This is a genomic window from Tardiphaga sp. 285_C5_N1_2 (genome assembly GCF_052076065.1).
Taxonomy (GTDB): Bacteria; Pseudomonadota; Alphaproteobacteria; order Rhizobiales; family Xanthobacteraceae; genus Tardiphaga; species Tardiphaga robiniae.
In genome coordinates this window covers 4400186-4415409 of record NZ_CP197241.1, presented here as the reverse complement: position 1 = coordinate 4415409, position 15224 = coordinate 4400186, and the positions used below count along the sequence as shown (strand labels likewise).

The following is a 15224-nucleotide window of genomic DNA, read 5'->3' as shown; positions in this document are numbered from 1 at the left end:
GGTGTCGTGTCAGTAATCTTAGTGGTCGACCAGCACAGCGTCTATCGAGCCGGCCTCAAGGACGTTATTGAGGCAAGACTTCCACACTCCAGAGTAATCGAGGCGTCTCGCCTCGAGGTTTTCGAAGCGGATGATTGTTTCGACTTGATCCTGATGGATCGAGCAAGCCTCAACGACCTTTCGCTTGAGGTGCTCGCGCAGGTTTATGAGCGAAGACCTGCAACGCGCGTTGCAATCATGTCGACGTCAAATACCCGCGCTGACGTATTTGGCTGCCTCTCGGCTGGGTTTCACGGATTTGTTTACAAGCTGCAATCCGACGAAGAGTTGCTGACGGCTATCAGCGATCTGCTCACTGGACGCATCTATGTTCCACGATGGCTCGCAGATGGCGATCATGGCAGCATTGGCAGTCAGCGTACGATGACGGTCGATGTCGACAAACTTCGTTTGACGCGTCGCCAGCATGACGTGCTGCCGTTGCTGGCGCAGGGAATGTCGAACAAAGAGATCGCACGTGAGCTGAGCATCGCCGAGGGCACGAGCAAAATTCATACAGCTGCACTTCTTCGGGCGCTTGGCGCTCGCAATAGAACCGAGGCGGCGTTCATGGCCGCAAAGATTGTTGGACCGAAAGAACGTACTGCTAACCGCGCCTCCAGCACTCGTTTCATGATCGAGGGGATGGGTATGAATGGCGGCCGATCACGCATGAGATTTCCGGCATAGAGCTGGCTGTCGTTGATCCTGGGTAACCTGGAGCTATCCCAGCGCTGGCGACTTGCTCGGCGTAGGGTCATACAGCAACGCGCCGCGCCAGATTGTGATCGCCCCAAACGTGATGATCATAGCGGTCCCGGCGCCATAAAGCCCCATGAGTGGCAGACAGAGCGACTGGGCGACGATCAGCCCAGTAACCGATGCGAGATTGGTGAGCGTCATAACGCCATCTCGGCGAGCCGTAAACAATGCCATGGCTCCAAAATCTGCGACGTTGCGCACCGCCATTCCCGCCATGATAAGCGAGAATGCCAACAGGAAGTTTCCGATGGCCGGTTGCTTCAAGTACGGCAAGACGAGATAGAACGCCAATCCGGTCGCTGCACCCAATGCGATTGTCGAGAGCAATGTCGTGCCTAGAAACGGCATCAGCAGCTTCTGGTGTTCTGAATCGCCGCCATGATGGTGTGCCTTGATCAGTATGGGACGCTGTACCTGCAGGACGGCAATGCTCACGAAGGTACTCACGGCGTTTGCGGCCGACCAATAGAGAAAGTAAATGCCGGTTAGCTCCAGCCCGAGGAAAAACGAAACCAGATAGCGATCGATATATTGGCTTGCCACAAAACCGAGATCGCTCAGGTAAATGACGAAACCTTTCCTGATCGTGGAGAAAATTCGCTGTGGGTCGATCGCCGCCAGCGAGGTTGCTGTCCACGGCCACAGTCTGGTTGTCCAGAAGAACAGAGCCAAAGCCACGATGCTGCCGGCGAGCCAGAAGCACAGCAACGCGGTCATGGATCTGAGTTCCGGATACCAGATGGCCAGTGGGGTATAGACCAAGACCCAGAGGGCCCCGCGAATGAAGGCGCTTATGTTGGCCAGAAGAGGCTTTTGCAAATTTGATAGTAATTGGAAAACGTCGTTGCCGAAGTGCTCTAGCAGCGTAATCGAGATGACCAGCGACCATATGCTCGATCCGTTCAGAAAGTGCGTGACCGGAAAGGAAATCGTCAGCGCCAGGGCGTAAACGATGGTGACAAAGGACCAGTAGTGCCGCAGCAGGTCGACCAATTCAGCGAGCGTCAGCGTAACTGCATCCCGCACGATGAGATGGACCATACCCATCCCGACTAGGCTCGGTCCCACCGCGACAACGCCGGCGCAGAGTCCAAAGACCCCTAACGATGAAAGATCGAGATAGCGGCCAACAAAGATGGCGAGCCCGAACTTGCATGCCAAGATGGTTACCCGCATCCCGAGGATAGCGACTGAGGTGGCAAGAAGCCCCGTTCTGACCAATGGCATGCGCTCTTTCGATTGGTGAAAGGGCTTCACTCGCAAGCGATATGCCGCTTCACCCGATCACGTCTCTGGATGACCTTGAAAAGCAGCGTGAGCCACTCGATGGGGCCATCTGTGAAGTCCGCATTCAATCAAAAAAGGTCAGTGCATAATTGACGGTCGTCACAGAATTCGAAGATGACATCGATACGTGAATCGCGCATATTCCGTGCGTGATAGTAAATACGTAGAATGCTGCGCTCGGCGGCAATACGCCAATATTATAGGCGCTATCATAACCAAAAATGTGCGCCAGCTAAGCGCAGAATAGTTTTCCTGACATTCGGTCTAGACCATCAGGCCGAATTGGAACCATAGAAAACTTAGCGCACGAGCCTGAATTTTCTTAAAGTTGTCTGCATGCCACCTTCAACGCACGCTTTAACGTTGAGGGTTGGACCAATGCCGCTAGACATGGTTTCCCTAAAGCCGTCCTGCACACGCGCGCCGATTGGCCTTACTGTGCTGCCCAGCAAGATAATGCTGGATCGTACTCCCACTCCGACGATTGTTCCGCGGGGCAGAGCCCTGTTCTGGGAGGGAGAGCAACAAAACCAGAAGATCGAAATCATCGAAGGCGTCGTGCGGGCAGTGCGTCTGCTCCCCGACGGCAACCGGCAAATCCTTGCCTTTTATTGGCCAGGCGATGTTGTCATGCCCACCCAGCAGGCGTGCCAAGAATTCACAGCTGAAGCAGTTACCGACTGCCGAGTCATTCGCACCACCGTTGCCCGCGTTTGTCATCAGGGCGAGCCATGCGGGACTCATCAAGTTCTGTCGGAAACACTCTCTCTTGTACTGACGATGAGCCAGCGAACCTGCGTCGCCCGGATTGCGTGGCTTCTGCTTCGCATTCAACCTCATTTGCGCGAGGACCCGAAGCGTCCCAAAGCGCTTCGGCTGCAACTATCTCGGGCCGATATCGCCGATCATGTCGGAACATCAATTGAGACTGTCTGTCGGGCACTCGCTGATTTCAAAGCGAAAGAGCTAATTGATCTGCCAAGCCGGAAGACCATTCGCTTCATCAATCAAAATGGGTTGATGAAGGTCGCAAGCGCAAGGGCGCAGAGATAGCGGATAGTGTGGTGAAGCTCTCGAGATTTGGTAGGAGCAGATTCAATGGATCCGGTGGGCGATCGAAAGGCGGCGGCGAGACTGGAGCGACCGCACGGTCAGCACGAGTTCGGCGTACCGTCCTCCTTGTCGGTGATTTCCCCGCTCGTAGCGGCGCTTGACCTGATATGGATTGTAATTCTGTCGGTCGCGACGGGCATCATTTATGATGCTACCGCTGTCGCTGGCTATAGCAGCGCGGAAAACAACCTGGGCTCGGGAATGGCTGTCGGCATTCTGTATTCCGCTATCGCTCATGTTTCGAAGCTGTATCAAGCGTCCAATCTGCTGCGAGGCCGGTGGCAGGTTGGCAGATCCGCACTGACATGGTTGGCCGTATTTGCGTCTCTCGCGGCTCTCGTTTTCTTGCTCAAAAGCGGCTCGACCTTCTCTCGTGGCTGGGTTTTGCTTTTCTTTGTAAGCGGCCTCGTTGTTTCTTCCGTGTTGAGATTCATCGTCGCGGAACTCTGTTCCTATGTCATCCGCTCGAAGCTTATTCGGCCGAACCGGATCGTTTTGGTCGGTCTAGAGGAGGAGCTCATCGGTAACGCAATGCTGAGTAAGCTCGAGTTATATGGCTACTCTGTTTGCAAAATCGTATCGCTTCCAATGGTGCCCAGCCAATTGCTCGATCCTGCTATCCTCAAGGAACGCTTGCGCGAGCTCGTTCGCTATGTCCGCCAAACCGGGGTGGACGAGGTCGTGATCGCAATGCCTTGGGCATTTCTCGATGCGGTCGGGCAAGTCGAAAGCGAGCTGCGTGTTCTCCCGATTCCAATCAAACTCGTTTCTGATCAAAGGACAGCTCGCCTGCTGGATCGACCGCTATTCGATTTTGGCCCGACAAAGGCCCTGCAGCTGCAGCGTGCGCCCCTGAGTGCCATGCAGCGGACAATGAAACGATCCATGGACCAGCTGTTGGCCGCATCGGGACTCATTGTCCTGCTGCCAATGTTTGCGATTATCAGCATCGCAATACGCCTGGAGTCGCCGGGCCGGTCGTTATTTCTCCAGCAGCGGGCAGGCTTCAACGGAAAGCCGTTCAAGATCTATAAGTTCAGGACGATGAACACGCGAGACGACGGACCGGTCATTGTTCAGGCCAAGAGGAATGATCATCGTATTACGCGGCTGGGAGCGCTGTTGCGAAAGCTCAGCATTGATGAGATACCGCAGCTAATCAACGTACTTCGCGGGGAAATGTCGCTCGTGGGGCCTCGGCCGCATGCATTGGCACACGATTCTGAATACGATCAGCTCATTGCAACCTATGCCATGCGGCACAAGATCAAGCCAGGAATTACAGGCTGGGCTCAGGTCAATGGATTCCGAGGCGAAACCCCAGAGATCGGCATGATGAAGAAGAGGGTCGAAAGCGACCTGTGGTATATCGAATCGTGGTCGATCTGGCTGGATCTTCGCATCCTGGTTTTGACGGTCTTTCGGGTGTTGAAGACTGACAACGTTTATTGATGTGTTGTTGAAGCTTGTTGCACGGGCGGCAGTGAAACCTCAGAACACCACGCCTAGTGACGGCCAGTTCGGAGAAGCCGTAAGTTTACTTCCCCACCGCGTCGCTGGGATGTCGGGCGCCTTAGCACTGAAGCGAGATTGCGGGCACACCCGTCATTTGATGAGCGCTGCTGTGCGAGCCGCATTGAGCGTAAGCGCGATTGTCATTGCGCTATCAGGGCAAAGTCTCGTTCAGCTATAAGGCGTCAATGCGCTTCTGTGCACAAGGTCATCGAAGGCACCTGTATCGGCATGGCCTCCGAACAACCGTGGCTAGGATGATCCAAATCGAGACGTCGCGCTGCTGAAGGGCCGCGATGAAGGAGAGAGTCTCGATCTCCTACCACCAATTACCATCTAAATCTGTCGAAGCACGCAGAAATCTGCCATTTTCATGTTTTAAGGTATCTACGTGATGTGGACTGTCGATGTATGTGATACGCCGCCATCGCGGCCGTGGTTGTCCATCCACGATGTCTTTGCTCCCCTTAAGCGGATCTGCAAACTATGTCTTTGATACAGCACATCTTCGCACTTTGGCTTATCGCGCATTTGGCGTGGGCGGCACTTGTGTTGCAAAGGGAGTTGCAGAGGTCGCGGACGACCTTCTGTGGGATCGGTAGTCGGTCGGGTGACAATGTCTCGAACGCTTCACGGGGCAATCTGTAAGCTTCGATTTTATCCTATCGTGGATTCAGCATAACGCGAGTTGCGCCGATTTCCGGCCGCAGTATTGGAGGCTCGTGGTTTGCGTCGGGGTCTAAGCAGCGTCTTCGTGATCTGAGCGCTGGCTGGCGCGGTTGTCCCGCTGCTTGTTCTATCGCCATATCGATTGAAAACGGGGCGGACGGGGCGACCGATCAGATATGTGTCAATTCCGTCTTCTAGCGCTTTGCGATACACGTGGAGCGCTTGATCGACCGCATCGATCGTTTGATCGATGTCGTCGTCGGAATGGGAATAGCTAGTCACCAGCGAAGGCGCGATAATTCCGTGGCGGCAAAGTTCTTGCAAGAACAAGGTGCGGTATGGCTGCGACGGTATCCCGTCTCCATCGCAGCAACTGTATACGAGATTGGACGGGCGCCCGGCCAGCTTGAATAACTGGCTCAAGCCATGGTGTGCCGCTGCGCCATCCACGCCGGCTTTCAATCGATCGCCTTGACGTTCCAATGTCTCAATCACGGCTTCTTCACGATAGACTTTCATCACCGCCAGCGCGGCAGCAAGTGCATGCGTTTCAGCGCCATGTGTCGTAGACAGCAGAAAGACGCGTTCTTTGTCGTGATCGCGACCGCCCTGCATCATAATCTCGCGCTTGCCCGCCAGCGCCGAAATGGCAAAGCCGTTTCCCAGGGCCTTGCCGAAAGTGCTCAAATCCGGCGTTACCTTGTAGAAGTTCTGCGCCGTACGCGTCGGCCATCGAAATCCCGTGATCATCTCATCGAGGATTAGAAGCGTTCCGTTGCTCGTGCAGAGCTGGCGAATTCCCTCCAAGAAGCCTTCGGTTGGCGCAACATCCTTTTCGGCCTCTAGAATGATGGCGGCAATCCTGCCCGGATAGAGCGCAAACAGCACTGCCACCGATGTCAGATCATTGTAGCGGAACGTCAATGTGAGGTCTTTTGTCTCTTCGGGAATGCCGGCGGGCATCTGCGACGAGCCGATCGCCCAGTCATCATAGGAGTAGAACGGATGGTCGGAGCAGAGCGCAACAATGTCCCGTCCTGTGTAAGCTCGCGCGAGGCGGATTGCAGCCGTGGTCGCCGTAGATCCGTCCTTGGTGAATTTTACCATCTCGGCGCCTGGAATGATCTCCAGCAGGCTTTCCGCGCATTCGACTTCGAGTGGCGACGGCCGGGTAAAATTCGACCCATATCGTAACTCAGCCGCCGCAGCTTCAATAACGGGGGGGAAGGCATGCCCCAATCCGACGGAGCGAAGCCCCATGCCATATTCGATGAATTCCGTACCCTCGGTGTCCCATACGTGGCAGCCTAGTCCTCTGGCAATGAAGGCTGGCGCGGAAACTGGGAACTGGTCGTCGCCCTTTGCATAAGTGTGGGCTCCGCCGGGGATTGCTGTGTGCGCTCGGATCCGCAATTGCTCGCGAACGGACGCATCAGTGGATGAAACTCCATTCTCAAAAATGCTGTCGGGCATGACGGTAACCTCTATCGACGCGACAATACAAAAGTATCCAATGATAATTTGTCGCAGCCAGATCGGGGAGGAAACTTGCGCGTCGTCAAGTCTGAACACGTTTTCGACGAAATTAACGAGCGATCGCTGATGGGTCATAGCGAGCACGACGCTGTATAAGACCCGCTTAAGCCGGTCTGGAAGGGGGGCGCTGCGGAGACCGACCGATGTTCGCGTTGCGGCGTTGGGCGCGCGACCACGATGGTCTTCGACTATTGAGCATTGTCATGTTCAGGCGAGTTGAGAGAGTTAGCATCCATACTGCTCACGACGATCAGATGTGGATGACGCATATGGATAAGCTGAACTCACAAAATATCTTGGCTGACACCGTGATCTCGAAGGGCGAGCGCCGGAGGCTCGATTGGCCAACGGCTGTTGTCCTGCTGGCAACCGGGGCAACCATCGCCTGGATCTACGTGCTGGGCAGGGCATGCGTTACGGCTATCCAATTTGCTATCTTATAGGACGGTTAGTCATCCGCGCGTTTGCACCACCATGCGGAGCTCTCGACGCGCATAGCTGTCGTGTTCCGTTCCAAGTGGGTATGAAACTATCTTATTCGCAGGCCTAAATGATCCTTACCGAGACAGATCTGGCAGGCGCTTTCGTCATTGACGTCGAGCGACACGAGGACAGACGTGGATACTTCTCGCGTGTGTTCTGTGTTGAAGAGCTCTCCGCTCCTGGGCTGGAAACCTCGATCCGGCAAGCGAACCTGAGTTATAACTGCAAGGCAGGAACGCTAAGAGGACTGCATTTCCAATATCCGCCGTACGCAGAAGAGAAATATGTTCGCTGTGTAAGGGGCGCCGTTTTGGATGTCATCGTGGATCTTCGTCCTGAATCCAATACCTACTTTAGGCATGTTTCCGTCGAACTTTCCGCTGAAAACGGTCGCGGGCTTTATATTCCGAAGCGGTTCGCGCACGGTTTCATCACCCTGGCTGATGATACCGAACTTCTTTACTTCATGAGCACGTCTCACAAGGCAGGCGGCGAGGGAGGCATCGGATATCAGGATCCGGTCCTCGGCATCAGCTGGCCGGCTGTTTCGGTAATCTCCGAGCGGGATGAGGCCTGGGCGCCTCTCAAAGGCCGCGAAGCGGAAATGCGGGCGCGTATGTCTACGCCTGCGAGCAGCGAATTGGCGCACAGTCTCATTCCGATGGCCGACTAACATCGAGCGAACGATTGCCGCAAGGCGCCGCGCCAATCCGCAATCCCATCCGTCAAATAAAGTAGTTGTGGTAACTTGACAGAGGTCAAGTGAACGGGTGCGCAGACAAATACGGTTCCGGTGCGAGATAACGCGAACGCGCATCAGGAGCGTACCCATGTTGAATCAAGAAGTCGCTGTGCAGTCCTTCAATTCGGCGGCGACACCGTCGTCGCATTCGGATGAAACATGTAGCTGCAGATTCTGTAGTGCTCCTCTGGAGAATGTGTTTCTCGATCTTGGGATGTCTCCTCTCGCAAATTCCTATCTGAAGAAGGATGACAATGGAGAAAAGGAGAAATTCTTCCCGCTGAAGGCCTATGTATGTAGCGAGTGCTTTCTTGTTCAGTTGGAAGAGTGGGAAAGCCCGGAGAACATCTTCGGCGATTACGCGTATTTCTCGTCATACAGCGAATCATGGCTTCAACATGCCAAGAAGTATGTCGACAACGTAATCACTCGCTTTAGCCTCGGTCCAGATACGAGCGTCGTCGAGATCGCAAGCAATGATGGATATCTCCTGCAGTACTTTGTCGAGCATGAGATCCCGGTCCTCGGAATCGAGCCGGCGCAGAATGTTGCCGCGGTCGCCAGAGCGCGCGGTATACCCACGCGCGTTGATTTTTTCGGTGAGCGGTCAGCCAAGACGCTTCGCCGCGAAGGGTTGCGTGCCAATCTTCTGATTGGAAACAACGTGCTGGCGCATGTGCCAAACCTGAATGATTTTGTCGGCGGGATCAGCATTCTCCTCGATGATCGTGGCGTGGCAACAATGGAATTCCCGCACCTCATGCGGCTTTTTGACGAGTGCCAGATTGATACGATTTATCATGAGCACTTTTCCTACTTCTCGTTTCTGACCGTTGAGAAGATCTTCGCATCCCACAGTATGACGTTGTTCGATGTGGAAGAGCTGTCGACCCACGGCGGTTCGCTTCGGATCTATGCACAGCACACGGGTCGCGGACGTCACGCGGTGTCGAGCCGGGTGTCAGCGTTGCGAGAAAAAGAGATCGCAGCGGGGGTCGCCAATCTGGAGCATTATCAGGCCTTCGAGGAGCGCGCCCTGGAGACGAAGCGGAAGCTGATCGACTTTCTGGAAACAGCAAAACGTGAAGGTAAACGGGTCGTCGGATATGGAGCGCCGGCCAAGGGAAACACTTTGCTGAATTACTGCGGTGTCAGCCCCGACCTCATCGAGTACACGGTCGACAAGAACCCACATAAGCAGGGGCATTTATTGCCCGGAACGCACATCCCAATCTATGAGCCGGAAAGGATAGGGGTGACAAAGCCGGACTATATCCTGATCCTGCCTTGGAATCTGCAACAGGAAATCATCAGCCAGCTGTCATTTGCCCGCAGTTGGGGAGCAAAATTTATTGTTCCTATTCCGGAGCCCGTTGTCATCGCGTGACGATCAAAGCATCAGAATAGAGAGTGGAATGAGACCTGGCGATGCATGATATTGTTCGGAAGGTGGTGTCGGGTCGACTCGAGAGGGGCGCTGCGACGACGGAGTTGTCGGCCGATCGCAGTGGCCAGGCCATGCATGACTTCGTTGCAGATCTCTATCCGATATGCAGGAGCATTACCGGCGAGGGAGTTCGCGAAACCCTTCGTCATATTCAGAAGTATGTTCCGCTTACCACTTGTGAGGTGCCGTCCGGTTTGAAAGTGTTCGACTGGACGGTGCCATCTGAGTGGAATATCCGCGATGCTTACATCAAGAACAGTGCGGGAGAGCGCATCGTAGATTTCCGAGCGTGCAATCTTCATGTGGTTAGTTACAGCGTGCCTGTTCATGTGCGCCTTAATCTCGAAGAACTGAAGAAGCACCTCTTTTCAGATCCAGACCATCCGGACGTCATTCCCTATCGCACGTCGTATTATCACGCCGCCTGGGGATTTTGCGTCACACATACGCAGTTGTTGGCACTCAAAGAAGACGAGTACGAGGTTTGCATCGACTCGATGCTTGAACGCGGGCATCTCACTTATGGCGACTTGCGGCTGCTGGGAAGTTCATCAGAAGAAGTCCTCATATCCTGCCACCTGTGTCATCCGTCTCTTTGTAATGACAATCTGTCCGGAGTTGCCGTGGCGACAGCACTCGCCCAGCATTTGCGCAACATGGATCTACGCTACTCTTATCGATTTGTGTTTATCCCCGGCACGATCGGATCAATCACCTGGTTGGCGTTGAATCAGGCGCATCTCAGCCGGATCAAGCATGGCTTCGTTTTGACGTGTGTGGGCGACGCTGGGAGCCCGACGTACAAATTAAGCCGCCAAGGCAATGCCGAAATCGATCGTGCGTGGACCTATGTATTGAAGCAAGGTGGCGAGCCCCACACAATTCAGCCTTTCTCACCATTTGGCTATGACGAGCGACAATACTGCTCGCCTGGCATCAATCTCCCGGTCGGCTCGTTCATGAGGACGCCGCACGGGAAATTCCCTGAGTACCACACATCGGCCGACAATCTGTCATTCGTGAAACCAGCGGCTCTGCGCGATTCATTGGACAGGGCGATCGCCGCGATCGATGTGATTGAGAATAATCGAAAATATACCAATCAGAAGCCGATGTGTGAGCCGAAGCTCGGTGACTATGGTCTTTACAGCACCATTGGCGGGCGTTCTGCTGGTGAGTACCAGTTGGCGTTGCTATGGATTCTGAATATGTCGGACGGTGCAACCTCTCTGCTCGATATCGCGGAACGCTCAAGCCTGCCCTGGGGGATCCTCAAGGAGGCGGCTTCTGCATTGCAGTCCGCCGGCTTGGTGCGCTGAAGGGGGGGCAGCGTTTGCCGCGCGCAAGCGAGTTAGCGCGGCATGCTGGTTCCGAGCGGTGGAGAGTACGGCGGTCGCAATTAAATCATGGTGCTACCGCTCGCGCAGACTTTCTTGTTTGTAGCGCAGCAGCGGGGACATGATGTAGCTGATAATCCGACGTGATCCGATGTTGATCTCAGCGGTGACAGCCATGCCGGCCGAAAGATCAACGGTTCTATTTTCTACATCCATCTGTTTGCGATCCACCGATATGCGTGCGGAATATACGAGCTCCTGACCGGCCGGTTCACTGCTGGCAGTGTCTGTAGCAGGTGAAGAATCGACGCTCCGGGCAGGCGGCTTGTTACGGGTGATGGCATCCTTCGAGATGCTCAGAATCTTGCCGCTCAGAAGGCCGTAGCGCGTGAAATTGAACGTATCGACCTTGATAGCCACGTCTTGGCCTGGTTCGACAAACCCGATGTCCCTGTTGGAAATATTGGCTTCGATTTCCAGGCGGCTGTCCTCCGGGACAATCAGCATGAGCGTTTGGGCCGGAGTGGCGACCCCGCCAACAGTGTGAACGGCCAGTTGCTGGACGGTGCCGTCGATAGGAGCCGTCAAGGTCTGTAGCGCGGTGCGGCGCTCCGCCTTGATGACGTCCTGCGTGAGCCCCGCGACCTTCTGTTCCGCCTTGGCCAATTCCTCGAAGAGCGACCTTTCATATTCTGCGACGGTCTTTGTTCGCATTTCGACTAACACCGCAATTGCAGCCTCCGCTTCGCTATGGCGGCTGTCCTGTACGGTCAGCTCCTGGCGTTGGGTAACCAAGTCCTGCAATTCGGTGAGATAATTGATCTTCGAGCCCAGGCCCTTCTGAAACAGCTGCTCCCGGATCTCGACCCTTTGCTGCAAGGGATTCAAGACGGCGCGTAATTTCTCGCTCAATGCCTTGGAAGTTGCTCGTTCGGCCTCCTTTTGCGCAATCTGGCCATTGATGGTTGCGAGTTTGGCAGCTTGCTCGGCGGTCTGGCTGATAAGAAAGCGCCGGTGCATCTCAACGAGGGCCAAGGGCGCATGGTCCGGCGGGGCAAAGGCAGTCAGGGGATTCAGCGCTTTATTCAAAGCCGCCTTCAGCCGTGCCACGTCAAGCTCCGACCCAAGGAGGTCACTTTTGAGGTGGCCAAGTTCTGCGGTGCTCATCGTGGCATCGAACGCGATCAATGGATCGCCGCTCCGCACGGCCTGGCCGTCCGTGACGCTGATCGCTCGAATGACGCCGGCTTCGAGAGGCTGGATTGATTTCGTGCGTCCGCTCGGGACGAATTTCCCCGGTGCGGTGGCCACAATATCGACGGTGCCGAATGTTGCCCAGATGAGCGCAAATGTGAAGATGGAAGCAATAGTATACGCAACCGCGCGCCCGATTGGAGACGGAGGGGTTTCCACGATTTCGAGGGCAGCGGGCAGGAATGCCAATTCATGAACTTGAGACGCCTGATCCCTTGGCTTCAGGCTGGCCACAGCGCTACCGAATTTTCGAGCTTGACTGGACACTGCGGCGGCGCCCCGTCGTGCAGTGACCAGAACCGCGACCGGGCCCGGGGGGCAATGCGACGTGGCCTGGTCGAGCCGGCGTGGCTTCTGGAGGATTCGTGTCAGCAGCTTGCGAATCCTCAGGGTCGATGCGGATACTGGAGATAACCTTTGGATCAGAAGGAGGCGTCCGTCCCAGAGTGAGGTGAATTGTGCCTCACTCAGAACGCTTGGACGAGATGCACCAGCATGGAGAACGACGACCTTCTCGCCGGCGACGCTGCCGACAATCGAGAAACTGCCATTGCGAAGAGGAATGATGCCCGGCAGTGCATATTTGGGAAGGTCAATCCACCTTGTCTCGATACATCGTGCGGATAGCTCGGCCTTCCGTGCGTAAGCTAGGATGCTTGCAACATCGACGGGACCGTTGCTGCTGATGCTACGCAGCAGGGCAACGTCGACCTCCAATCCGGCCAGGCGTAACAGCATCTCCAGGGCAAAGAAGCCTGGATCGTCGCTACTGTGCAAGGATGTGGTCTCAAGTACGGTCAAACTGTGTCTCTCGTTCGTGGGAAAATTCGAATCCCGAGTACAGAATAATCTGGCAATGCGTCGAGACAGGGATCAAGCCGGGTCATGAAACCCCGCCTGCAAACGATAAAGCTTGGCATAGCGCCCGCCGGCTCTTATGAGCTCCTGATGGGTGCCGTCCTCAACCAGCCGTCCATTCTCGATCGTAATGATGCGATCGGCCATGCGGAGGGCGGAAAGGCGATGAGCAATAATGAATACTGTACGCCCCTTGGCGATCTGCGCCATATTCTTTTGGACAATCCGTTCGCTTTCGTAGTCGAGCGCGCTTGTAGCCTCATCGAAGATTAGAATACGGGGATCAGTTATGAGCGCGCGCGCGATGGCGACGCGTTGGCGCTGGCCGCCCGACAATGTGTTGCCCCGCTCGCCGACGACAGTATCGTAGCCTTCCGGAAGCTCGATGATAAAGTCATGGGCGCCCGCGAGAGCGGCAGCTTCGACAACTTTTCCGGCAGGTGTCGCTGGATCAACCAAAGCGATGTTTTCGCGAATGGAAGCGTTAAGCAGAACGCTATCCTGCAGGACAACGCCAATCTGCCGACGAAGCCAACTTGGATCGACCTGTGCGATGTCGACGCCGTCGACCAGCACCCGGCCCGTTTCGGGGACATAGAGGCGCTGAACCAGTTTCGCGAGCGTGCTCTTGCCCGACCCGGATGGGCCAACCACTCCAATGACCTGTCCAGCAGGACAATAGATGTTGATGTTGTAGAGGATTTCCGGTCCATCGATGCGATAACGGAACGTTACATGTTCAAAGCGGACGTCACCTCTGATGGCCGCAAGCGACATCCGACTGGGCATATAGGCTGGCTCCGGAGCGGTATTCAGGATGTCACCAAGCCGGGCAACCGAGAGGCGTGTTTGCTGAAAGTCCTGCCAGAGTTGGGCCAGTCTGAGAATTGGTGCGTTGACACGGCCCGCGAGTAGATTGAAGGCCACCAGTTCGCCAACGGTCAGGTCACCACTGATGACCAGTTTGGCGCCAAAGTATAGAATCAGCGCACTCACGATTTTGCTAATGAACTGAATGAACTGGCTGGTGAAATTGCCCAGACTGAGGACGCGAAAGCTGGCAGACACATAGGCTGCCAGCTGCTCCTCCCAGCGCCGCTGCATCTGGGGCTCGACCGCCATTGCTTTCAACGTTTCGATGGCAGTGACACTTTCGACCAGAAATGCCTGGTTCTCGGCACCGCGCCTGAATTTTTCATCGAGCCGGTACTGGAATAGCGGCGTCGCAACCGCAGAGATGACGACATAAATGGGAAACGCGGCGACGACGATCCAGGTGAGTAGGGGCGAATAGACAAACAGAACGCCAATGAAGATGATCGTGAAGAACAGGTCGATGGCAACGGTCAAAGACGAACTGGTGAGAAAATTCCGGATGTTCTCCAGCTCACGGACGCGCGCTACGGAGTCGCCGACGCGCCGGGTCTGGAAATAGCCGATCGGAAGCGCCAGTAGATGTCGGAACAACCGGGCGCCAAGCTCTACGTCGATGCGGTTGGTGGTGTGAGACAGGAGATAGGTCCGAAGAATCGAAAGGACGGTCTCGAACAAAGCGATGGCAATCAGGCCAATCGCGAGCACGTCGAGGGTGCTCATACTGCGATGAACAAGAACCTTATCGACCACAACCTGGAAAAAGAGCGGAGAGACCAGCGCAAATAGCTGGAGAAAGAACGAAGCAAGGAGAACTTCGCTCAACAGCCAGCGGTACTTGTAGATTGCCGCGATGAACCAGGTGAGGTCGAACCGCCGAGCCAGATCTGAAATGGTTGCCCGTTTCGTCATCAAGAGAAGAGGGCCGTCCCATACGGTTGTCAGCTCGGATGGCGTCATCATTGTCGGCTGCGATCGACCCGGCTGCAGGACAATGACCCTCTCGGGCTCGACCTTGCCGAGCAGGAGGAACTGACCGTCCTTGAGAAGCGCCAGGGCCGGCATTGGCACCTTGGACAGCCGCACCCAACTGCTGCGCACAATGCGCGCCTTTAGGCCGAGATCCTTGGCGCAACGGAGCATCTCAGCCACGCCAATGAGCTTGTGGCCGAACTGATGTCGAATGCGCTCCGGGTCAATGCTCAGCCCCTGAAATCTGAGCATCATGACGAGAGCTATAAGACCGCCGTCAGGCTTTGCTGCTGTTGGCTCGAGGTGCTCTTCCATTGGTCCCCTCGCGCCGCGCGGCACC

The 15224-nt window shown here is 55.5% G+C and carries 11 protein-coding genes; 7 read left to right on the top strand and 4 right to left on the bottom strand.

From position 1 onward, the window contains the following. Positions 1–6: 6 nt before the first annotated feature. Positions 7–729 carry a LuxR C-terminal-related transcriptional regulator gene (locus tag AB7951_RS20850; protein WP_439062525.1) on the top strand — a complete coding sequence of 241 codons (723 nt, stop codon included), beginning with the start codon at positions 7–9 and terminating at the stop codon, positions 727–729. A 33-nt stretch (positions 730–762) separates the two neighbouring features. Here the strand turns inward: AB7951_RS20850 and AB7951_RS20845 are convergent, their stop codons facing one another. Beyond that, entirely contained in the window at positions 763–2028 is a 1266-nt protein-coding gene (locus AB7951_RS20845; RefSeq protein WP_439062526.1) for a lipopolysaccharide biosynthesis protein, read from the bottom strand. Between the two features lie 516 nt (positions 2029–2544). On the opposite strand from AB7951_RS20845, the gene AB7951_RS20840 reads away from it, so the two are divergent. Next, positions 2545–3141, top strand: a complete 597-nt coding sequence (locus AB7951_RS20840; protein WP_158596788.1) for a Crp/Fnr family transcriptional regulator — start codon at positions 2545–2547, stop codon at positions 3139–3141. A gap of 45 nt (positions 3142–3186) precedes the next feature. Then, positions 3187–4653 (top strand): undecaprenyl-phosphate glucose phosphotransferase, encoded by a 1467-nt coding sequence (locus tag AB7951_RS20835; RefSeq protein WP_439062527.1) that lies wholly within the window; start codon positions 3187–3189, stop codon positions 4651–4653. A gap of 717 nt (positions 4654–5370) precedes the next feature. On the opposite strand, the gene AB7951_RS20830 is transcribed toward AB7951_RS20835, so the two are convergent. After that, entirely contained in the window at positions 5371–6855 is a 1485-nt protein-coding gene (locus AB7951_RS20830; RefSeq protein ID WP_439062724.1) for a glutamate-1-semialdehyde 2,1-aminomutase, read from the bottom strand. Positions 6856–7187: 332 nt separating this feature from the next. Here AB7951_RS20830 and AB7951_RS20825 point away from each other — a divergent pair, with 332 nt between their 5' ends. The 4 genes from AB7951_RS20825 to AB7951_RS20810 all read left to right on the top strand — a co-directional run bounded on the left by AB7951_RS20825 (position 7188) and on the right by AB7951_RS20810 (position 10909). Next, on the top strand, positions 7188–7361 hold the full coding sequence (locus AB7951_RS20825; RefSeq protein ID WP_158596765.1) for a hypothetical protein: 174 nt from the start codon (positions 7188–7190) through the stop codon (positions 7359–7361). Between the two features lie 107 nt (positions 7362–7468). Continuing rightward, positions 7469–8074: a dTDP-4-dehydrorhamnose 3,5-epimerase family protein gene (locus AB7951_RS20820; RefSeq protein WP_439062528.1), complete on the top strand. Its 606-nt coding sequence runs from the start codon at positions 7469–7471 to the stop codon at positions 8072–8074. A gap of 157 nt (positions 8075–8231) precedes the next feature. Beyond that, the gene (locus AB7951_RS20815) at positions 8232–9530 is read left to right on the top strand and encodes a methyltransferase domain-containing protein (protein ID WP_441256039.1); all 1299 of its coding nucleotides are present in this window, start codon (positions 8232–8234) and stop codon (positions 9528–9530) included. 41 nt (positions 9531–9571) lie between these two features. Next, positions 9572–10909 (top strand): DUF4910 domain-containing protein, encoded by a 1338-nt coding sequence (locus AB7951_RS20810; protein WP_439062530.1) that lies wholly within the window; start codon positions 9572–9574, stop codon positions 10907–10909. A 93-nt stretch (positions 10910–11002) separates the two neighbouring features. Here the strand turns inward: AB7951_RS20810 and AB7951_RS20805 are convergent, their stop codons facing one another. Beyond that, a complete protein-coding gene (locus tag AB7951_RS20805) occupies positions 11003–12982 on the bottom strand; it encodes an HlyD family type I secretion periplasmic adaptor subunit (protein WP_439062531.1) in 1980 nt (659 codons plus the stop codon). A 72-nt stretch (positions 12983–13054) separates the two neighbouring features. Then, on the bottom strand, positions 13055–15199 hold the full coding sequence (locus AB7951_RS20800) for a type I secretion system permease/ATPase (protein WP_439062725.1): 2145 nt from the start codon (positions 15197–15199) through the stop codon (positions 13055–13057). Positions 15200–15224 lie beyond the last annotated feature (25 nt).